The 21,446-nt window shown below is 49.0% G+C and carries 21 protein-coding genes; 15 read left to right on the top strand and 6 right to left on the bottom strand.

Translation table 11 applies throughout. The features are described from left to right. The first annotated feature begins 53 nt into the window (after window positions 1-53). From VI01_RS02905 to VI01_RS02880, 6 genes are all read left to right on the top strand, one after another. Window positions 54-314, top strand: a complete 261-nt coding sequence (locus VI01_RS02905) for a hypothetical protein (RefSeq protein WP_045813930.1) — start codon at window positions 54-56, stop codon at window positions 312-314. Window positions 315-794: 480 nt separating this feature from the next. Continuing rightward, entirely contained in the window at window positions 795-1,079 is a 285-nt protein-coding gene (locus VI01_RS02900; protein ID WP_045813929.1) for a biofilm development regulator YmgB/AriR family protein, read from the top strand. A 392-nt stretch (window positions 1,080-1,471) separates the two neighbouring features. Then, entirely contained in the window at window positions 1,472-2,212 is a 741-nt protein-coding gene (locus VI01_RS02895) for an SDR family oxidoreductase (RefSeq protein WP_045813928.1), read from the top strand. A 357-nt stretch (window positions 2,213-2,569) separates the two neighbouring features. Beyond that, window positions 2,570-3,445 (top strand): hypothetical protein, encoded by an 876-nt coding sequence (locus VI01_RS02890; RefSeq protein ID WP_045813927.1) that lies wholly within the window; start codon window positions 2,570-2,572, stop codon window positions 3,443-3,445. Then, the gene (locus tag VI01_RS02885; RefSeq protein WP_045813926.1) at window positions 3,429-4,112 is read left to right on the top strand and encodes a hypothetical protein; all 684 of its coding nucleotides are present in this window, start codon (window positions 3,429-3,431) and stop codon (window positions 4,110-4,112) included. Before VI01_RS02890 ends, VI01_RS02885 begins: the two co-directional genes overlap by 17 nt. After that, entirely contained in the window at window positions 4,112-5,158 is a 1,047-nt protein-coding gene (locus tag VI01_RS02880; RefSeq protein WP_045813925.1) for a thiamine-monophosphate kinase, read from the top strand. The genes VI01_RS02885 and VI01_RS02880 overlap by 1 nt, the downstream gene beginning before the upstream one ends. 752 nt (window positions 5,159-5,910) lie before the next feature. Here VI01_RS02880 and VI01_RS02875 read toward each other — a convergent pair. Then, complete coding sequence (locus tag VI01_RS02875) at window positions 5,911-6,177, bottom strand: MazG-like family protein (protein ID WP_045813924.1); 267 nt, start codon at window positions 6,175-6,177, stop codon at window positions 5,911-5,913. A 145-nt stretch (window positions 6,178-6,322) separates the two neighbouring features. Here VI01_RS02875 and VI01_RS02870 point away from each other — a divergent pair, with 145 nt between their 5' ends. Both VI01_RS02870 and VI01_RS02865 read left to right on the top strand, forming a co-directional pair. Beyond that, complete coding sequence (locus VI01_RS02870) at window positions 6,323-6,649, top strand: hypothetical protein (protein WP_045813923.1); 327 nt, start codon at window positions 6,323-6,325, stop codon at window positions 6,647-6,649. Beyond that, window positions 6,646-7,728 carry an ImmA/IrrE family metallo-endopeptidase gene (locus tag VI01_RS02865; protein ID WP_045813922.1) on the top strand — a complete coding sequence of 361 codons (1,083 nt, stop codon included), beginning with the start codon at window positions 6,646-6,648 and terminating at the stop codon, window positions 7,726-7,728. The genes VI01_RS02870 and VI01_RS02865 overlap by 4 nt, the downstream gene beginning before the upstream one ends. Window position 7,729: 1 nt before the next feature. Here VI01_RS02865 and VI01_RS02860 read toward each other — a convergent pair whose 3' ends face one another. Both VI01_RS02860 and VI01_RS02855 read right to left on the bottom strand, forming a co-directional pair. After that, on the bottom strand, window positions 7,730-8,674 hold the full coding sequence (locus tag VI01_RS02860) for a hypothetical protein (RefSeq protein WP_045813921.1): 945 nt from the start codon (window positions 8,672-8,674) through the stop codon (window positions 7,730-7,732). Next, complete coding sequence (locus VI01_RS02855; RefSeq protein WP_045813920.1) at window positions 8,674-9,651, bottom strand: thymidylate synthase; 978 nt, start codon at window positions 9,649-9,651, stop codon at window positions 8,674-8,676. Before VI01_RS02855 ends, VI01_RS02860 begins: the two co-directional genes overlap by 1 nt. 532 nt (window positions 9,652-10,183) lie before the next feature. Between VI01_RS02855 and VI01_RS02850 the strand changes: the two genes are divergently transcribed. Together VI01_RS02850 and VI01_RS02845 are read left to right on the top strand one after the other, a co-directional pair. Then, a complete protein-coding gene (locus tag VI01_RS02850; protein ID WP_045813919.1) occupies window positions 10,184-10,576 on the top strand; it encodes a VOC family protein in 393 nt (130 codons plus the stop codon). Between the two features lie 69 nt (window positions 10,577-10,645). Beyond that, a complete protein-coding gene (locus tag VI01_RS02845) occupies window positions 10,646-11,074 on the top strand; it encodes a hypothetical protein (protein ID WP_156149328.1) in 429 nt (142 codons plus the stop codon). 64 nt (window positions 11,075-11,138) lie between these two features. On the opposite strand, the gene VI01_RS02840 is transcribed toward VI01_RS02845, so the two are convergent. Further along, on the bottom strand, window positions 11,139-11,642 hold the full coding sequence (locus VI01_RS02840) for an ATP-binding protein (protein ID WP_045813917.1): 504 nt from the start codon (window positions 11,640-11,642) through the stop codon (window positions 11,139-11,141). A 106-nt stretch (window positions 11,643-11,748) separates the two neighbouring features. On the opposite strand from VI01_RS02840, the gene VI01_RS02835 reads away from it, so the two are divergent. From VI01_RS02835 to dcuR, 4 genes are all read left to right on the top strand, one after another. Next, window positions 11,749-12,315, top strand: coding sequence for a flavin reductase family protein (locus VI01_RS02835; RefSeq protein ID WP_045813916.1), 567 nt, complete (start codon window positions 11,749-11,751; stop codon window positions 12,313-12,315). A 64-nt stretch (window positions 12,316-12,379) separates the two neighbouring features. Continuing rightward, a complete protein-coding gene (msrA, locus tag VI01_RS02830; RefSeq protein WP_038647471.1) occupies window positions 12,380-12,916 on the top strand; it encodes a peptide-methionine (S)-S-oxide reductase MsrA in 537 nt (178 codons plus the stop codon). A 120-nt stretch (window positions 12,917-13,036) separates the two neighbouring features. Then, window positions 13,037-14,668, top strand: a complete 1,632-nt coding sequence (locus tag VI01_RS02825) for a sensor histidine kinase (protein WP_045813915.1) — start codon at window positions 13,037-13,039, stop codon at window positions 14,666-14,668. After that, window positions 14,665-15,384: a two-component system response regulator DcuR gene (dcuR, locus tag VI01_RS02820; protein ID WP_045813914.1), complete on the top strand. Its 720-nt coding sequence runs from the start codon at window positions 14,665-14,667 to the stop codon at window positions 15,382-15,384. Before VI01_RS02825 ends, dcuR begins: the two co-directional genes overlap by 4 nt. Here dcuR and VI01_RS02815 read toward each other — a convergent pair. Beyond that, complete coding sequence (locus tag VI01_RS02815; RefSeq protein WP_045813996.1) at window positions 15,378-16,337, bottom strand: FAD:protein FMN transferase; 960 nt, start codon at window positions 16,335-16,337, stop codon at window positions 15,378-15,380. The genes dcuR and VI01_RS02815 overlap by 7 nt on opposite strands. 134 nt (window positions 16,338-16,471) lie before the next feature. Continuing rightward, a complete protein-coding gene (locus VI01_RS02810) occupies window positions 16,472-19,252 on the bottom strand; it encodes a flavocytochrome c (protein ID WP_045813913.1) in 2,781 nt (926 codons plus the stop codon). Between the two features lie 596 nt (window positions 19,253-19,848). Between VI01_RS02810 and VI01_RS02805 the strand changes: the two genes are divergently transcribed. After that, window positions 19,849-21,360 carry an anion permease gene (locus VI01_RS02805; RefSeq protein WP_045813912.1) on the top strand — a complete coding sequence of 504 codons (1,512 nt, stop codon included), beginning with the start codon at window positions 19,849-19,851 and terminating at the stop codon, window positions 21,358-21,360. Window positions 21,361-21,446 lie beyond the last annotated feature (86 nt).

The following is a 21,446-nucleotide window of genomic DNA, read 5'->3' as shown; positions in this document are numbered from 1 at the left end:
CGTCTAAGTTTAAATGGAGGTTGTCATTAATTCGATCTGATGGAGGATTTTCAGTGTTATTTCAAGATCATGAAAAAAGCCATATTATCATTGGTGAAGCCGCATTAAGCCTTGCTTTATGTCGAAAGGAAATCAGTGTTGCAAACCTTTTTTCACAGCTTGGTTTGATGTCTAAATCAGAGAATAATATTGACCGATTGACTCAAATCGCTAAAGCCAGAAACTGGTTAATGAGCTTTGAGTCACCTTCAGTCGCCGAGGAGCAAATACCTTATTTGCAGACCTTAGTTGGCCTGAACAATGAACTGAATTAACGATATATGAACTGAAGCCAAAGGACGTAATCCGGTTCCGGCCGGAAGACGACGAAGCGGATGACCTCATCGGTTACACGTGAGTGTACACCGGCCGGAGACACTGTCAGGGACGACACTCTCAAAATGATTTGCCAGAATATTTCTTCCTCTACTCCGCTGACGAAGCAACAGAGTTATCAAGCATGAGTTGGTTGCACACTCAACCCAAGGCATACCCGCATAAAAAGCCCTAAACACCGAAGATGCCTTTGAGCATAAATTGGTCTATTAAGATTTATAGACGATGGCAGAACTATGTTTGGTGATCTCCGCCCTCCCAATTTTGACAAAGTGCGCTAAATTTATTTCATATGTGATTTCGACATCAGTCGAAATGCCACCCTGTACAAAATCCGCACTCTACCAATAGATTGCGATTGTTATATGTTACAGCATGACCATAGTGACGCCTGAGTAGCGGACATAAGGGATAAAATCATGTATCAGAGCACACAACAGTCAACCAATAGCGCGAAGTCTTTCCTGCACTTAGATGCGCTTCGCGATAAAGCCACTGCTGAAACCGTTGTAATTGAAGCAGCCGCGCGTGAAATCACCCAACGTGGCATGAGAGTCACCAACGGCGCCGTGATTTTGCAATTGATCACTGAAGTGCAGAAGGCCTCTGATCCCGTGCAAATCGATCTGTTACTCAACGCATTAAAAATCGTGGTCGGGATGACGCCCGGGGAAGAGGAACGTTGGGCATACTTCAACTGGTAAAAGTGTTTATAAAGACTAAACACATCCTCGATCATTGATATTGTTGCTACAGCAGCCCCACATCCAGAAAACAGACGGGAAGCACTCAATATTTTAAAGAATGCAGGTATCAGCTATACGCCAGGTATCGGCAAACACGAAGTGGAGGATTTTCTGTCACCTTATTTAGTGAGGTCATATTAGGCGCCTGCAAATTTCGACGCTGTTCGCGCCGGAAAGGCAAGATCTGCTTCACGCTCAAAGCCGACCTGACATCTCGCCAGTTGGTCCATTCCGTACCAGAAGCTGTAGTTCAATCAGCAATGCCTTAGTTGCGTAATGAAATAGATGACGAACAGTGTTTTGTTTACGTAAGGTAAATGCTCATTCCTCAGCCAAAAAAAGGACTAAGCATGGGCAGGTTTCAGGGCAAACGTATACTGATCACTGGTGGTACAAGTGGCATGGGACTGGCAGGCGCGCTGCGCATTATCGCTGAGGGTGGTGATGTAGCTATTACAGGGCTTAGTGAAGAAAGACTGGAACGCGCCCGTACTCTGCTGCCTAAAACATCGCTTATTTTGAAAAGTGACTCTGCGAGCGAAGTTGACATCAATGCGCTAAAGGAAGCTATTAGCGATTGGGGTTCACTTGATGGATTATGGCTCAATGCTGGCTTCGCGGAGGTCAGCTCTCCGGAATCTGTAACGGCGGATTCTTTTAATCGCATGATGAGCGCAAATGTGCGCGGCCCGATGCTACAGCTTGCCGCCCTATCAAAATCACTTAATTCAGGTGCATCCGTTCTGGTTACTTCGTCCTCTTCAACTTACGAAGGTGCGGCTATGACAAGCCTGTATGCAGCGACGAAAGGTGCCGTTATCGCAATGGTCAAAAGCTGGGCATCTGCGCTGGCCGAACGTGGCATTCGCGCCAACACTTTGGTGCCAGGTCCAATTGAAACTAACTTCAGGCACTTTATGCCAGAGGAGTCGCGTCAGCAGTTTGAAGATTTCGTGGTAAGCCAGGTTCCTTTAGGTCGCGCAGGCACAGCAGAAGAAGCCGCTTCGGTTGCACTCTTCCTCCTGTCCGATGACGCATCCTATGTTACTGGCAGTCAGTATGCTGTAGACGGCGGGCTGGTACATTACTGATGTGTCTATAAGGAATTATGAAATCTATCGAATAGATTCAATAAAGTCTGCTGTTCGCTCACAGTGGATCTTGGCTGTTGTAGATGTCCGATCCGTGCCAAAAGCAGACATTAGTTAAATTGAAAATCGCGGCGTATTAGTAAAATGGGAGCAGGTCACTATGACTATCTCTTACTGGTGAAGTGCACGGTTTAAACGGGGGCTATTACGCTGTCCTCATCCCCATATGCTAAATGATAAGACCCAACCACATTAAATTTAAAAAAACATTTTAAAACAATCAATTATCTGATAAGTTAAACAATCACCTTGTCAATCTACTTTCACAGAACCAAATAAACAACAAGGAGAAATAAATTGGAATTTAATCTCTGGAAAATAAAAATAACCATCTCTAAAGATAATGAAAAACCGTTATCCCCTGATAAACTGCTATATGATCGCAGTTACCTAAAAAGTTTTCTTCGTCCATACTTTGATAATAAAACAGCCAACATCGGAATCATATTATCTCAAATTAGTATTCTTGTAACTATTGGATACACAATGCTTGTATCTGATATAAGTACTAAATGGGGTGTTGATAAAAGCATTTGGATAGCAGCTTCTATTTTCTTTTTTTCATTTTTAATAACATGGCTTCTTTATATTGTTTATAAAATAATTACCACACCAAGCTACGAAAAATTTCTGCAAATTTTAACTAATGAGTCGTTAACTAGACAGGTACGCCGGTTTGTCTTTTTGATCCTTGCGACTGACAAAGATCAATCTTTGAGGCTGCTGGTAGAACATTCTGAGACCTGGGAATGTTGGCTGCTACCTAATTTTGGAAAGAGTAGTTCTTTGACTCTTGATACACATAACAAACTTTGTAGTGCATTAGCAGACAAATGGGGAGCTTGCAGCAAAGACATCACTATTTCAGCTATTGATGATGATTTAATTAGCACAAAGATGTCGTATAAAAATAATAATATTACCACGTACTATTTCGATATTTTCTTTGTGAAATTTTCAGAGGATTTTTCTAAAAAAATGATCACAATGGACCTAACTCTTCCTGGAGGACAATATTCATGGAAGACTATCGGCGAGCTAAAAAAAGACAAAAGTACTTTTGAGAGAAATGCTGATGTTATTGAACATGTAGAGCAGCGGATTCTTGCCAACGGCAGGCCTGGTATTTCGTTAACACATCTGTTGGATTTTAAAAATGAAGCGACTAATTAACGAGCTTAACCAACGATGTAATGAAGATCTTAGTGATAAAGATCTTATTGACATGCTTACACATCTTGTAAATAACGATGAAATTTACGAGTATATAAAGTCGTTGTTAGATAAGAGCACTTTGAATATTAACGGGTACGAGCATCAGATTGGATTTTACAAGTTTGTAATTTCCGAGATTGGTGGTAAATGCCCTCGTCGAGTGCGTTTACACTTTTGGAAATATGGAGAAGTGCAAGAGGATGTGCATGACCATATTGCATCTTTTTCCTCTCGAGTCTTGCATGGAACTATTCTTTCTAAAAATTTCATTTTAAACGATGACGGTGAAAGGTATTTCCATAAAAATTTTGCGGCTGTAGGACATAATTGTAAGCCATATGTACAAAATTTAGAAGCAACGAATCTTTCCCAAGCTGGCGAGTTTCAGATAAATTCTAACGAAGTATATTACGTTAACTTCGATGATTTGCATTGTATTGAGCCACTTTCAGAATATGCAATAACTTTGGTACTCCAAAACTCTCCCAATGAACGTAATATAAATGTATATAGCAGGCAGTCACACACAGGTGATTCATCACGTACAGCAAAAAATTTAGATTCTGCTACTATGAGCAGAGTTCTCGAAAAAATTTGCTTTCTGCTGGGAAAAGAAAAATGCTAATGCATGATATTGGGGAAAAGTTATTTTTAAGTTCTATACTTCCTCGTCTTGAAAAATCAAAATGTTTCCTGAATGATTTTGGAAACGATGCGAGTGTTGTAGATATTGGTCTTCCCGATATAGCTATCGCCTTTAAAATTGATCGCGCAGCTAAACCTATTGCAGCTTACAAAGGATGGACGGACTTCCAGATGTGGGGCCGATTAGCCGTCACAGCTAACCTAAGTGATATTCTCGCTGTTGGAGCAACGCCCTCGGCATTCATGCTCTCTATCACCGTGCCCGGTTGCTGGAAATCCTCTGATGTTGAAGCAATTATTGCCGGAGCTGAGAATGCTTGCAAAGAAAAAGGGGTTGCGTTTGTAGGGGGAGATACAAAGGAAGGAGGCGAGGCTAATGTGGTAGGCGCTGCGTTTGGTACAATTAACAAAGACTCCATTATTAGCCGCAGAAATGCTGAAGAAGGCGATACAATAATCCTTGCAGGTCAGCTCGGAGGATTTGCTTCTGCTTATTTATTGCGGTCCAAGTTGGGAGTTGAAAATAGAGAAATTTTACAGTCTCTCTCGCTTCCAACATGCGCTTGGGATGAGGCGAGATATCTTTTCTCCAATGGTAAAGTAACCGCAGCGGTTGATCTAAGTGATGGAATTTCCGAGGGATTATCGTTGCTAAGTAAGGATGGGTTAGCCCCCTTAATTGATATCGACTCCTTACCACTACATCAATTAGCAATCCGTGCTTCGAATGAACTGCTAATTACTAAATCAAACTTTGCATTTACTGTAGGTGACTGGGGAATTCTCTTTTCTATGTCTAAAAACGACGCAGAAAATGCGATAAAATCCATGCCACCGGGTTTAGCATTAACTAAAATTGGAACAATCGTTAGGGCAGACACACCACTTTATCGGTCTTTCCTGACTGGGACAAACTACGAGTTATCGGTCGATTTAAAAAATGAACACTTTCGAAAAACAATGGAAAAAGAGACAGACTATTTTTCAGAATTTAATAAATTCACATTCCTTAAAGAAAAAGAGTAACCACACTTGTAATTTGTAATGCTTTAAATTTCTTGCTATTGATACATCCATCATGAGATCATCACTATGTTCTTATGTTTTTTAGGGCGAGGCATGGAAATAAAATAAATATTTTAGTTATGTCTTTGTTTGTGAAATAAAATTCAAATGAATATATCTTGCAGAAAAGCGGGGGTTGCTGCATTTAAAAATGCTCTGAGACCAAAACTTTGCAAGCTAATTTAAAGACCCACGCTGCTGGACGGAGTAATGGTTGTGACGGTCATTACTACGTCGTGGCACGAAGTCAGTTGTCCCGACTGACCACCTAGAAAGCAGTAATTTGATACGATGAGTGGCCTAGAAAACTTTATAGGCAAGATGAGCTCGCAATGGTTATTGTTCACAGCCTTACACAAGAAGGCCCTTCTTCAAAAAAAATTAATGACTTAGTTATGATCGACAGTTAATCCCTGGTCAACAGGATAGGTCCCGGTGTGGCCCGGACTGATTTGTGCAATGAGTGTCTGCAGAAAATTGAGAATGCTTGGGGCTGAATGACCGAAAAAAAGAAAATCTTACTGGGGGCGGGGCCCCGTCAAAGGCTTGCAGACCATATGATGGCATGCTGGCTTAACACAGGGCAGTGTTCTATGGACCGAGCATGACGTCCATACTCGTCTTAAGAAGATAACACTCATTCCTCGAGGTCAAGGAGCGCAGAAAAAAGAGGAGGCGATGCCAGGAGGACAATGGTCGGTGATGATCCTCGGTCAGCGGGTTTGTACGCGATCGTAATATTCGATGATTTGCAGCGCAACCGCAGCAATCTGCACCGCTTCTTCTCTGCTGGTACCGGCTGCTTTTCCCCCAAAACGATCATGGAGTACGGCCTGATTAAACTCTCCCACTTCCTCCCCAAGGATGGCACCCCAAATGAAAGGATCAAGATTGCGGTCTGCTCCCCATTTGGCATCCTGCCGTTGCATTTCAGCCAACACATCTTTCAGTGCTTCGGTTTCTTGATGTTTATCTTTCATTATTCCCGCTACGTATCCTTTATTTTAAGCGCTATCATTAACATTAAATATAAGTTGAGTCCATTGCGATGGCGCATCGTATTTTGTGATTGAAAGGTAAGTTTGCTATAAACGTAACAATGATAAAAATTAAAAGTGGATAACCTTGTTCATTACCTTTCAAAGCAAAAAGTTAAGAGCTCTTTGTGAGAGTATGCACAATGCAAATGAGAACCTTGGTGAAAAACTGGCATCCAAGCTACGCGCACGCCTATCCGATATCATCGTAGCGGACAACATATTGTCGTTGCCCGTCGGTTCGCCAGAGGTATGCTTTGAGGAAGGGGAAGAGTGTATTACAATCACCCTTTTGGGCGATAAAAAAATGGGATTTGTTTGCGGGAATACTGTTCAGCCCAAAAATCAAGACAATACGATCAACTGGTCCCAAGTCAGCCGGATACGGTTAGTGTTCATAGGTGATGTGAAATGATGGTAACGCAGGACTTCCAGCCTGACTGGGTATCTCCACCTGGTGATACGATTATAGATCTGATGGATGAACACGGGATTTCTGATGAAGAGCTGAGTAAGAAGATAGGCTTGTCACTTGATCGGGGCCAGCAACTTCTTGTAGGGAAACTCCGACTTAATCCGTCCCTGGCCGACAAACTCGAAGAGCTGTTCAGCGTATCGACGGACTTCTGGATCAGGCGCGAAGATGCTTATCGCCAGCAAATAGAACATATCCAAAAAGTGAACAGCGACTGGCTGGAATCATTGCCCGTGCGCGACATGATGGAGTTTGGCTGGATCCCGAGAACCACAACGCGGGAAAGTAAATTTCGGCACTGCCTGTCGTTCTTCGGTATACACTCCGTGAGAGAGTTTTTTCACAAAATACATTCTGATGCTCCACTGGTCGCCTTTCGTAAATCACTGAATCTGACGACTGAGCCTGTCGCCGATCTGGTATGGCTGACCCGGGCAGAACAGCTGAGTGCAAAACAGGTCTGCGCAGAATGGAATAAAAAGGCGCTGAAGGCGCTTTTGCCTGAACTTCGCAGAGCAACAAACGAACCTGATATGGGCATTTTTATCCCCCATATTCGCAGGCTTCTCGCGACTGCCGGGGTTTCGCTGATCGTGCTGCCAACACCTAGGGGATGCCGAGCCAGTGGTGCCACCTGCTTTTTCACTCCAGACCGCGCCACGTTGGTCATGAGTTTCCGCTATCTCACCGATGACCATTTCTGGTTTACGCTGTTTCATGAGATCGGTCATCTCATTCTGCATGAGGCTGTGCGGGTCCGTGCGGAAGGTAAAGAAGGCCTGACGACAGAAGAGGAAAAAGAAGCCGATACGTTTGCGGTAGACGTCCTCATTCCGGAAGAATATAGGCAGCAGCTCAGGCGCTATAGTGTTCGCCACTGGAGAGACATCGTCCGCACGGCCCGGAAAATGGGCGTATCAAAAGGGATTGTCCTCGGGTACTTACAACATGAGGGCAACATTCCTTTTTCTCACCTTAACCGGCTTAAGGTGAGATTCAGTAAAGAAGATATTGTATAAGTCAGCCGCCAAAATAGACGTAGCGATCAGGTGACTTCTGCCAGTTACACAGCGCGTCTTCAATGACCTGCATCCTGAGATAAGGTGCAGGGATAATTTCGGCAAGCTCTGCCAGTTTATCATTCAGAGTATCTAGACTGTCACCCGCGCTCCGGCTGTTACTAAACAGCAGCCGGCTTCCCTGAAGAGGGCCGGTAGCTCCCTTCAAAAAAGCATGCCCCGGTTCTGCTTCGATAAGCCCGGTTTTTCTTAGCATAGTCAGGTAATCAAATCGGGCGGTTCGTCCGAATGAAACCACCGCATTCAGGCCTGAATACAGCAATTCGAAAAGAGTAGCTGGTGTAGCCGCGAGGCTTCTTGCTTCTGCAAAACGGGCCTCGTGGCTGTATGTTGCTCCGATGAATCCGAGATAAGAACGGAAAACGACAGGTATAGAACGACGTGAATGATATTTTTTCGTTTCATATTTGCGATGGTTACCATACTGCCTAATACTGCTTTTTAAAGTCAGCTCATCAGAAACACTGGCAAACCACTGTTCAAAAGCATCAAAGTCATCCGTTATGGCATCCCATGTCCACGTCTGGGTACCCAGTCCACTGTAAATATCGCGGCACAATACCCAGCCAGTTTTATTACTCCGGCCAAAATGCGTGGCCAGGAAAACTAACCAGCAGGCTTCGTCATAATTATTGTCACGCAGGTGCAGACACGCAGCACGAAGAGGATCAAATAAATCTGAGTTCGGCTCTTGTCTTAGCGGATCCATATAATCGGTTCGTGATGTCAGAGTTGCCATATAGCGAATACGGCGAATACTGTCGATAATTTGACAGGCTAATACATTATAGTGAGCCGGAGAACTCAGTCCGTTCAAGACATGTTCATCATGACTGAATTTTCGAAGAGCGGCGACAAGCTGGCTGGCCTGACTGTGTCTATTCATTAAATTTTCCCGTCAAAAATAAATCGGTATTCCTGATTATTCAGTGCAGTCAGCTCCTGGCGGGCCAACTCATCGTGTGCCGACGTATGTGAACGCAACAAAAAATGGGTCTTTATCACGCGCAGCAGATCCTTCCAGTAGTCATTCAGGGGCATAGTATCAATATCAAATTCCTTGTTTTCCCGCAGAGCCTTTTCTGCTTCAAGGATAACTGTAATGTCTTTTAAGGATTTAATTTCAGGCATATCACCCATCACCGGAAAGGTACTCATAAAGCCTTCTCGCTGTAGCGCTTTTACTTGTTCAAAATGTTCTTCATATATATGGAGGCTTGAGACGAAGTGATGATAATGCCCCAGTTTGCACCCGGTGAGGCGGGCGACCAGTTCCTGCATCATCGTGAAGGCAAACACATCATGGGGTAAGCCCATAAAGGCATCGTTCGAGCGCATACTGACAAAAAGATGCAGTGCGTCTTGTCTGACAATAAATTGCAACGATATCGTGCACGGAATATCGGCATATTCTGTCTGTTCTGGATTATCTGTAACAAGATCTGAGGCATCAAATAGTTGTATAAGTGCGCGTCGAGTACTTCTTTTTTTATGCAGTAGACTGATAACATTTTCCAGCTGATTATACAGCCCGTGCATCTTAAATAACCTCGGACCATATCCCCCGTGTATTCTGCCATCGGATTCAGCGTATTTTACGTAACGAGGTATGAAGTGCCGGATGAAATCGAGATCGTTCTGGGCTGAGAGGTACCACAGCAATTCCCCAAGACAGCTGACAATTTTACCGCGGGATTCTGTCCTGCTTATTCTGCGGCGAGGATCGGTGAGAATCAGGTAGGCTCCCAGAATCTCAATATTTGCTCCTTTAGTGGGAGTATTCCAGAGTCCGTCAGTCAGGATCGCCTGATGTACATCGTTTAATAGATCGTCAACACATTCAGCTGTCACCAGAAGAGTCATAAACTGCCTGTTATATTATGAATGTAACAAATGATTACCACCTGTGTGATAAATAGTCAATATTACATTAGTACAAACAGGGCTATAGCAGCTTTAACACAGATCATCAGATGCGAAATTTAACATCCAGATTTCCTCCATTCCCTATGAATGCAATAAACGTTCATGCAGCCTAAAAACTGAGGGCACAGACCCATGCAGGGCCACTCGCCAAGATATTCCGCCAAATGAACCGGTCGGTTTCCTAATATCAGACCTGAAACTAGTGGAGAAAGACAGGCTGCCAAATGCGGAGCGCCTGTAAGCATCTGACTTCAGGCTTTACCACTGTGCAACTGCAAGTTCTAATATTAACAACTTTGGTCTGACTCTCGCTCACAGCGGACCTTCACCACCAAGCCAGCCGCCACCTTACCAACATAAATACGCCCCAAAACATTATGGTAAATCCCGTGTTGTGCTGTGCTCAGATAGTTGTATCTCGCAAATTCTTCAGCAAACATCGCCAAAGCACAAATAAGGATCGAGCTATATGAACATAACCAAAATCGACCATATCCACGTCTACGTCGACGATATCGAAAAAGCCGAACGCTGGTATCAGGAAATCCTTGGCTTCACCCGCGATAGCTCGCTGTACTTCTGGTTTGAACAAGGAGGGCCGCTGGTTATCAGGAATGATGGCGCATCGCTTTCCCTCTTCCTGAGAAAATCCCAGCACCCAGGCCACACCATGGCTTTCGCCGTGGAGGCGTCAGCGTTTCTCGAACTCATACCTATCCTCAAGTCGAAAAAAATCGCTTATACCGCGAGTGACCACGATGTCTCTATGTCCCTTTACTTCAGCGATCTCAGTGGCAACAAGATTGAAATCACGTCCTGGGAATATACGCAGGCAAAACAGATATTGGAAAAGGCGGCATAACGATTCGTCAGTAAGCAACGGATAACGCTACAATCAAGAATGGATGCACATTTTGAAAGGAATCAAAAATTGAAACTTCACTATTCACTTCATCGCCTTAGCCTGATAAAGCAATGGCAAAAAGACAGTTTCAGGATCGTTTTTTTCATTCTCACCGGGCTATTCTTTTCAGCCGTGATTAAATGGCTATTGCCCCAATTAACTCATGGCAATATCACCGGCGGCTTTACCGGTATGTTATGCGGGCTTGCAGCAAGCTTTTGGTTTACCAATATTGCGTCGCTGAGGATTAAGTCACCCATTCGCTTGAGCGACCTGGATTCAGTTCTGAAGAAGTACCATTACCAGCAAACTGAGCAAGGTGATTATGAGCTTAAAATAGCGAAATACCGAAGATTCAAATCCCAGCGCATTTATATACGCAACGATGACAACGAGGTCACGCTGGAAGGCCCCTACAACACCCTCAAAAGAATCATCAATCAACTCAATAAATAGCCGGAGATTTTGCAGGGACGTTACAAGCTGACTGGCGCAAATACCCAGCCAGTCATCGTCAGTCTTAACCGTGCATCACCACATTAAACCCTTCATCCGCATGCGGTGCGACGAAGTAGCTGCTGATCACCTCGAACTGCGCATCGGTCGCCGCGAAGTCATGCTCACCTTCTGCATTACGCGCATGCAAACGGCTCTTGCACAGCGCATCGGGCACATCGATAAAGTGCAGTTGATGCTCCGCCTGTGCGCTCTGGATCACCGCCTTCATCCACTGACGTTGGCCGACGGTGTTCGCCGGGAAATCCAGCACCACTGACACGCCGCGCTGTAGCAGGGCGATCAGGTGTGGCGTCATCGCATTACGCAACTTGCCCGCACAACGCACGTAGTCCGCAACATCCTGCATCTCTTCGGCGAACAGATGCGCCAGCCAGGCGTCTTCGCTGATAATCACCGCACCGGTCTGTTGGGCCAGTTGATGTGCCAGCGTTGATTTTCCGGCAGCGATTTTGCCGCACAGCAGATGCAAAACAGGACGAGATGTGGACACAGACGCAGATTCCATTGACCAGCTCCAGATAAAATGACGCTCTACCATGCCGTTAAATGCCGGTCCAGTAAAGCCTGGCATCTACACTTACGCTATCTCTGCAAAAATAAGGAGACGCATGATGAGTCAACGCCTGCATAAAATCGACTTTCCGGTCAGCAAGGCGCGGAAGTATCTGGAACCTGGTCCGGTGGTGTTGTTGAGTTCGCAATTTGAAGATCACCACGACATCATGACGCTCGGCTGGCACACCATTCTGGAGTTCTCGCCGTCACTGGTGGGCTGCATGATCGCCAACGGCAACTACAGCCATGAGCTGATTCGGCAAAGCGGACAGTGCGTGATGAACATCCCCTCGGCGGATTGGGTGGATAGCGTGGTGGCGATTGGTAACTGCCATGGCGATCGCCTCGATAAGTTCGATGCCTTTCACCTCACGCCAGAACCGGCAAAAGTGGTGAATGCGCCACTGATCGATGAGTGCTTCGCCAGCTTTGAGTGCCAGCTGTATGACGATTCGATGGTGAATAACTACAGCTTCTTTATTTTCGAAATCGTCAAAGCGCACGTGGCCGATAAACCGGAATTTCCGCCGACGCTGCACTACACTGGCGAAGGACGTTTTACCGTTATGAGTCATAGCGTGCTCGACAAGCACCATGATTTTAAGCCAGAAATGTTAATTTAAGCGGCTTGAATTCGCCTTCGAGCGCCCTCACAGTAACGCTTTCGACCTGACAGGAGTAATAACAATGGCAACCGAATATGCGGTGATCGCCGGTGGCTGTTTCTGGTGTACCGAAGCAGTGTTCAAAGATGTGATTGGCGTGGAGTCAGTCGAAAGTGGGTATACCGGCGGGGAGCGCCCGAACCCAACCTATGAGCAGGTGTGCAGCGGTGCCACCGGCCATGCTGAAGCGATCCGCGTCGGCTTCGATCCCGAGCAGGTGAAATACGGCGATCTGCTGGACATCAGCTTTGCGACGCACGATCCAACACAGCTGAACCGTCAGGGCAACGATGTCGGTACTCAGTATCGTTCAGCGATCTTCCCGGCGACCCCAGAGCAGGAAGCCGAAGCGATTGCCGCAATTGCGCGTGCGCAAGCCGATCTCAACGTGCCGGTGGTCACCACCATCGAGCCGCTGAAAGAGTGGTATCCGGCGGAAGATTATCATCAGGATTACTGGGATGGCGCCGGTCAGCGTAACGGTTACTGCATGGCGGTGATCCCACCGAAACTGCAGAAGCTGCGTAAGAGCTTTGCCAATCGCGTGAAACAGGGCTGATTCTGCCCTTGAGATGCGGCTGTTAAACACCGCATCCATCGCCATCAAAGGTCGTCATTTATGACGACCTTTTTGCATTTAACCGTCATAATAGCGCCCTCTTCTCTTCAGGGAGCGATGATGACCACGCCTCAACCCGCAATCCCCGCGCGCAAGCGGCCGATGAAACTCAACACGCTGGTGACGCTGATGCTCAGCGCGGTGATCGTGCTGGTGCTGCTAAGTGTGCACATGTTCTATTTCTTCCAGATTGGTGCCTCAACCCGCGCCCAGCTGGAAGATAAGGCCATGGCGGTGGCCCGCACGCTGGCAAGATCGCCGGAGATTCAGCAGGCGCTGACGCAGCCGGTGGCCAATGCCAATATTCAGCCCATCGCGAAAGCCGTGGAAGAGAGCAACAATCTGCTGTTTATTACCGTCACCAATATGGACGGTATCCGCTATTCTCATCGCAATCCGGAACTGGTCGGTAAGCACTTTATCGGCGAGGACATCGGGCCTGCCCTGCGCGGCCATGAAAACGTCTCGGTGAACAAAGGTTCGCTGGCAAAAGCGCTGCGCGTCTTCACGCCGGTGTATAACGCGGAGGATCGGCAAATCGGTGTAGTGGCGATTGGTATCTCCCTCGATGCCGTCACCGATCAGATCAACGAAAGCCGCTGGAGCATTATCTGGACCATCCTGATTGGTACGCTGGCGGGCGCGATTGGCACCTTTGTGCTGGTGCGCGTGCTGAAACGCATCTTATTCGGCCTCGAACCCTACGAGATTTCCACTCTGTTTGAGCAGCGTCAGGCGATTCTCAACTCAGTCAAAGAGGGCGTGGTGGCGATGGACGATCAGGCGCAGGTAACGCTGGTGAATCAGGCCGCGCGTACCCTGCTCAATGAGCCGTCGTCTAGCGGCATGATCGATAATGAGGGAATTGATGATGCCTCGGTCATCAACCAACACCTGCGAGATGTGCTACACAGCGGCCGTGCGCGTCGTGATGAAGAGCTGAATGTGAATGGACGGTTGCTGTTGTGCAATACAGTGCCGGTGCGCAGCCAGGGACGTATTATTGGCGCGGTCTGTACTTTCAGGGACAAGACCGAAATCAGCCGACTGATGCAGCGACTGACGGGCATGGTAAACTACGTCGATGCGCTGCGGGAGCGCTCGCACGAGTTCATGAACAAACTGCACGTGATCCTCGGCCTGCTGCACATGAAAAACTATACGCAGGTGGAAGCGTATATTTTGAAAACCGCCAATAATTACCAGACTGAGATTGGCTATTTGCTGGATCGCATCAAGTCACCAGTGATTGCCGGTTTCCTGCTAAGCAAGATCAATCGCGCCTCGGATTGCGGTCATCGCCTGACCATCAGCGATGCCAGCTTTGTGCCAGACAGCGGCAACGAAGACCAGATGGCGGCCCTGATCACCGTGGTTGGTAATCTGGTGGAGAACGCCATTGATGCGCTCAGCGAGCAGACCGAAGGCGAGATCCATGTGATGCTGCACTATCAAAATGGCTGGCTGGCGTGTGAAGTGAGTGATGATGGTCCCGGCATTGAGCCTGCCAATCTCGCGACAATTTTTGATAAAGGGTTCTCCACCAAAGGAGAGAACCGTGGCGTGGGCCTGTTCCTGCTGAAACAGCAGACGGAAAACCTCGGTGGCGGCGTGACCGTTGAGTCAGAACCCGGCGTCTTTACCCAATTTTTAGTACAACTTCCCTGGGATGGAGGAAACCAATCCGCATGATCAATGTGTTAGTGGTCGATGATGACGCCATGGTCGCTGAACTGAACCGCTCGTTTATCGGCCAGGTTCAGGGCTTCCACTGCTGTGGAACCGCTTCGACCCTGAAGCAAGCCAAAGAGATTCTGTTCAACAGCGACACCCCGATCGACTTGGTGCTGCTGGATATCTATATGCAGCAAGAGAATGGCCTCGATCTGCTGCCGGAACTGCGCAAAGCCCAGAGTTCGGTCGAGGTGATCATCATTTCATCCGCTGCCGATGCCGAGAACATCAAAACCTCGCTGCACTATGGCGTGGTGGATTATCTGATCAAGCCGTTCCAGTTCCCGCGTTTTGAAGAGGCGCTGACCAGCTGGCAGCAGAAGAAGTCGTTAATGGATAATCAGCACTATTATCAGCAGTCTGATGTCGATCTGTTGATCCATGGCAACCCGGCAACGCAGCATGACAACAAGCGCCTGCCGAAAGGCTTAACGCCGCAAACGCTGCGTACCTTGTGTCAGTGGATTGATGCCCATCCCGGCCATGAGTTCTCCACCGATGAGCTGGCGGCAGAAGTGAATATTTCGCGCGTGTCATGCCGTAAATATCTGATCTGGCTGGCGCAGATTAATATTCTGTTCACCAGCATTCACTACGGTGCAACGGGCCGTCCGGTGTATCGCTATCGTTTACAGCCGGAATACCATTCGCTGTTGCAGCAATACTGTCAGTAACGCAGCTGCCAGGCGAAATCGCGCTGCTGGAACTGGAAGTGGCGCGGTGAAGAGCAGATGATCTGTCGATCGCGCGTCACAAACACCGCATCCAGATCGGGCTGGTCGGCCAGATAGGCCAGCCCCTGCTCCACGCCCATGCCGTACAGCAACGTCGTGTAGATGTCACCATCCAGAGAACGATCGGAAATCACCGTCACGCTCAGCAACTCGTTATCCAGCGGATAGCCGGTGTGGGGATCGAAGATATGGTGCCAGCACTTGCCGTCCAGTTCGAAATAGCGCTCGTAAATCCCCGATGTCACCACCGATTTACCCTGCACCTGCAATACACCCAGCAGTTCATCCTCGCGTCCAAACGGCTTTTTCAGGCCGATGCTCCAGCCTTGTGGCTCATGCGGCGGTGCACCGAGCGTCTGCACGTTGCCCCCGAGATTGATCAACGCCTGCGGCACGCCCTGCTGGCGTAAAAATGCCTGCACCACATCAGCGATATAACCTTTGGCGATGGCCCCGAGATCGATCTCCATGCCCGGCTGTTGCAGGAACACAGAACGATCTTCCTCATTGAGGATCACCTGGTGCGGATCGGTCAATGGCAGCAGTGCGGCTATTTCATCAGCGGGAGGGACGGCATGGCCCTGAAAACCAATCTTCCAGCGTTTCACCACCGGGCCGATAGTGAAGTTAAACGCGCTGCCGGGCGACACACTGACGGCATGCGCCACGCTGATTAGCCGAAACACGGCCTCACTGACGCGCACCGCATGGCGACCCGCCGCCTGGTTGATTGACATCACTTCGGATTCAGCACGATTAACGGTGAACAGGTTTTCTTGCTGCTTGATAAGTTGAAAGACCTGACGGGCTAAGGTGGGGTTATCGTCGAACAGTTTAAGCAGAATGGGAGAACCCATCAGAACAGCGGAGTAAGAGTAGACGCCTTCGGTCATAGAGCCTCGTTTACCCGCCATATTGCGCGCCAGTGCCTTGTGCATGTCACCCGGTGACCGACGCTTGTCAGTCACCGGAATTCACACTTTAACGCCTTACTCTGGTACGCAATATTTGGGGTAATTAACGTTAATTAGTTTCCTAACGCCAGTTTAGCCGCATTGTGGCCGGCCTTGATACCGAAGATGATGATATCCGCCACCGCGTTACCACCGATACGGTTAGCACCGTGGATACCGCCCACCACTTCACCGGCTGCCCAGGCACCTGGAATCACCTGTTTCTGTGCATCCAGCACCGCGGTATCGGTGTTGATGGTGACACCGCCCATGGTGTGGTGCACGCCCGGGGCGATGCGGATGGCGAAGTACGGGCCTTTGTTCAGCGGGTGACGCAGCGCCGTCTTACGACCGAAGTCTTCATCATCCTGCTTCGCCACAAACTCGTTGTAACGGCCGAGTGTGGTTTGCAGCGCTTCCTGATCCATGTTGAGTTTCACCGCCAGTTCGTGCGGCGTCGGTGCGCTAATCACAAAGCCTTTGGCGATATATTCGTCGGCTGCTTTGTTGTTGGCGCGGACTTGCTCATCAAACACGATCCATGCACTTTTCTCTGGCAGTGCGATGATCTCAGCAGAGACTTTGTCACGGGTTTCCATCTCATTGTAGAAACGCTTACCGGCCTGGCTGACCAAAATCGCCCCGCCGCCGCGCATCGCTTCAGAGATCAGATAAGAAGTGGTCTGTTCAACCGTTGGGTGAATCTGGATCTCGCCCATGTCCACGGTGTCCGCGCCAATTTTCTGCAGCATGGCGATACCGCTACCGGTGGCACCTTTGTGGTTGGTGGTGACGAAGCCATCCAGTTCAGGGCGATATTTCACCACCATCTCGCGGTTGGCACTGAAACCGCCGGTGGCAACGATCACGCTCTTCGCATTGAGAATGCGGCTGTCGTTGTACTCATCCACCACTTTGACGCCGGTGACGACACCGTTTTCCACCAGGATTTCTGAAACGGAGGTCTCCAGCAGCACTTCGATTTCACGCTGGTTGACGTTTTTCACCAGACCGCTGATCAGGAAACCACCGACGGCAGAACGGTCTTCCGGGCGGTGCGTGCGGTCAATGCTCATGCCACCGGTAATGGTGATGTCGCACAGCTCGATATTTTTCGCGGCCAGCCACTCAATTGCTTCTGGCGCCTGCTCAACAAACTCGCGCAACAGCACCGGGTTGTTTTTGAATTTACCGCCCTTCAGCGTCTCTTCGTAGAACAGCTCTTTGCTGTCTTCGATGCCTTTCAGTTTCTGATAGCGGGTTTCAGCGGCGTTCATGCCCACCGAGGCTTTGATGGTGTTACCGCCAATGGTCGGCATCTTCTCGATGATCACCACGCGTGCGCCGTCATCGTGCGCCTGAATCGCCGCCGCCAGACCGGCACCGCCCGTGCCCACCACTACCACGTCATAATTGACCGGTGCGTTCGGGTTACCGCCCTCTTCAATCACATACTCTTTACTGGAGGTGGTCAGTGCGCGGGATACCGCTTTTTTCAGCGCCTCACTCTGCGTAGTGGCGCCGGTGATGGCATCGACGTGCGGGCTGTTCGCCACCAAAATGCGTTCACGCAGGCTTTCGAAGGTGCTGGTGAAATCGACATCCAGACTGGGGTCCGGCACCAGTGAGATATCGGTGATACGGTCCGTGTCGAGCGTCACGTTGATTTTCAGTTTCAGCGCTTCGGCTTCGACTTTCGCCTGGTAAACCCCGGCTTTGTATTTGCGATGGCCGTCGCTGACGTCGCGGATCATCGCATCCACCAGCGAGAAGCGCCACAGCGGTTCTGGAATCGTCAGCGCCTCACGCTTGGTGCTGTCGATGTAGAGTTCCATGTGTTCATTTTTGATGATGCGATCCGCCCAGTCCGGATAGGCGATGCAGGCTTTACCGACCGCCACCAGATCAAACCCGTGCTCCAGCGCGTTCTCGGCATCTTCTTTATTCACCACTCCGCCCACACCAATCACCGGCACTTTCGCCAGCGTGGCAGAGCGCTCGGCCAGATATTTGGTGATCAGTGGCGTTGGATCTTTGGTATCGACAATGGATGGACGCAGCAGCTGGCCGACGGAGAAGTGCACGTAATCGAGACCGCGCGCCGCCAGTTTTTCCAGCAGATACATCGTGTCATCCCAACGGATACCGGGGACTTCCAGCTCTTCGGGTGAGAAACGATAACCGATGATGAAATCTGCCGCCGCAAAGCGATCGGCCATTTTATGGGTGATCTCCAGCACTTCCATTGGGAAGCGTGCGCGGTTATCGCGGCTGCCGCCCCATTTGTCGTCGCGCTGGTTGGAGTTAGGGGAGTAGAACTGCTGGATCAGATAGGTGTTTGCGCCGTGGATCTCAACACCGTCAAAACCGGCTTTAATCGCGCGGTTTACCGCATCACCAAACTTGGTGATCATCACATCGACCTCTTCGGCGGTCAGCGCTTGCGGTTTGGTGGCACCGTCACGCGGTGCAGCAATAGCGCTCGGTGCAACAGGGGTTTTACCGCCAATCAACGCCGGTTCCACCATGCGGCCACCGTGGTAAATCTGCAGAATGGCTTTTGAACCTTCAGATTTGATCGCATGGGCGATTTTCGCCAGCCCGGCAATTTTGTTGTCGCTGTCGATACCCAACGCGCCAGGGAAAGCAGGGCCACGATTATCAATAAAGCAGCATTCAACAATCACCGTACCGATACTGCCCGCACGTACGCGGTAATACTCGACCAGATCGCTGGTGACACCGCCGTCAAAATAGCCGGTACAGGTGGTCATCGGGGCCATCACCAGACGGTTTTTCAGCACCGCACCTTTCGGCAGCGTTAGCGGGTTAAGGATTGGGGTGAGCTTATTCATAATGAGCAACTCCAGAATTAAGAAATTGTGTATTCAATTCTTTGGCGGTTCGGCGCGGCTTTATAATTATTTAAGTGGTCCGATTTCATGGCGTAAATATACCATTTTATTTAGTTACATAACCCAGAATGTTAGTTATATAAGTTTTACGTTTGGAAATGATATTTGATGTTCATTGCCAGAATAGGCGCTCCGCTAAGTTTTAACCAAGACTTGACAAAAATCAACTTTTTCCTTACATTTAAAACAAATGCAGTACTATCATAAAGATAAAAGCCTCCAACCCGCCTCATTTTGCTCGATTTTTCGCGTTTCGATAGTTTGTAGCGTTTAATCCACAGCAGACAGAAAGTTAAATAAAAAGCAAAAGATAAAAATTAAAAAACAGTGCATATTTTTTATTGATCTAGATCAAAAGAGATATTTTAATTAATCGCATCTTAGCTGCATTCAATTGATAATTCGCGTATCGAATTTGCAAAGCAAAGTTTCATCAAAGCACAAAATTTAAATTGTCACGACTCATCTGCTGCACGCATAAAGAACAGTGTGTTCGTGACAATCAATCGCATTCTTCCTAACTTGCAGACAAAACTATGAACACACAAACAACCCAGAGTGCCTCCCCCGTAGTGCCTCCTGCGGCGCCGGGGAAAAAGAATCGCCTGATTATGTTGTGCCTGCCGATCATTGTGGCGGTGCTGTTGCTGCTGGTTCCTACCCCTGCCGGGCTGGAACCTTACGCATGGCACTTCTTTGCTATCTTCGTTGGCGTGATTGTCGGGCTGATCTTTGAGCCGCTGCCAGGTGCGGTTATCGGCCTGACCGGCGTGGTGGTGATAGCGCTGTTCAGCCAGTGGGTGCTGTTTAGCCCGGCCGAACTGGCGGACCCCAAGTTTAAAACGGCGGCGCAGTCGTTCAAATGGGCAGTGAGTGGCTTCGGCAACTCCACCGTCTGGCTGATCTTCGGTGCCTTCATGTTTGCCGCCGGCTACGATAAAACCCAGTTCGGACGCCGCCTGGCGCTGATTCTGGTGAAGTATCTCGGCCGTCGCAGCCTGACGCTCGGTTACGCCATCACCTTCGCTGACCTGTTACTGGCACCGTTTACGCCGTCTAACACCGCGCGCAGTGGCGGTACCATCTACCCAATTATCGCCAACCTGCCGCCGCTGTACGGTTCAAAACCAAATGACCCGAGCGCACGTAAGATTGGTTCTTACCTGATGTGGGTTGCCATCACCGCTGCCTGTATCACCAGTTCGATGTTCCTCTCTGCGCTGGCACCTAACCTGCTGGCACTGGCGCTGGTGAAAAGCGTGGTAGGCTTCGAAATCTCCTGGGGCATGTGGTTCCTCGCCTTCCTGCCACTGGGCGTGCTGTTGATTCTCACCATGCCGCTGCTGGCTTACTGGCTCTATCCGCCAGAAGTGAAGGTCAATGACGAAGTGCCACGTTGGGCGACAGCTGAACTGGCGAAGCTCGGCAAGCTGTCACGCAACGAAATCCTGCTGCTGGTGTTTGTGGTCTCAGCATTGATGATGTGGATCTTCGCTGCAGCATGGATTGAACCGGCGATGGCTGCCCTGCTGGTTATCGTGTTGATGCTGTGGACCGGTGTACTCAACTGGAACGATATCACCAGCAACAAAGCGGCATGGAATACCTTTGCCTGGTTCGCCACCCTGGTCGCTCTGGCGGATGGTCTGGCGCGTGTGGGCTTTATCGCCTGGCTGGGTAAAGAAGGTGCGCAACTGCTGCAAGGTTATGACCCACAAGTCTCGGCGGTGGTGTTGCTGGTTGCCTTCTACTTACTGCACTACCTGTTCGCCAGCACCACGGCGCACACCACTGCGCTGTTGCCGGCGATGCTGACAATCGCCGCCTCGATTCCGGGCATCAACATGCCAGTGTTCTGTTTGATGATGTGTGTATCCTTAGGTGTGATGGGTATTATCACCCCGTACGGCACCGGCCCAAGCCCGATTTACTACGGTAGCGGCTACCTGCCAACCAAAGATTACTGGCGTCTCGGTACCATCTTTGGCGCTATCTTCCTGATTGCTCTGATGGTTATTGCCTACCCATGGATGGTGATGATGTTCTGATGATGTTGCTCCGATGTTAAAATCGGAGCCGCGCAGAGCCGTGAAAGTGTTATGATGCTCGCCAGTCAGTCCTTGCGGAGGGCTGG

Origin of the sequence: Pantoea sp. SM3 (assembly GCF_000963995.1) — a bacterium.
Lineage (GTDB): Bacteria > Pseudomonadota > Gammaproteobacteria > Enterobacterales > Enterobacteriaceae > Pantoea > Pantoea rwandensis_B.
Note: the sequence above shows the minus strand (reverse complement) of the source record. Positions and strands in the feature narration are given on the sequence as shown.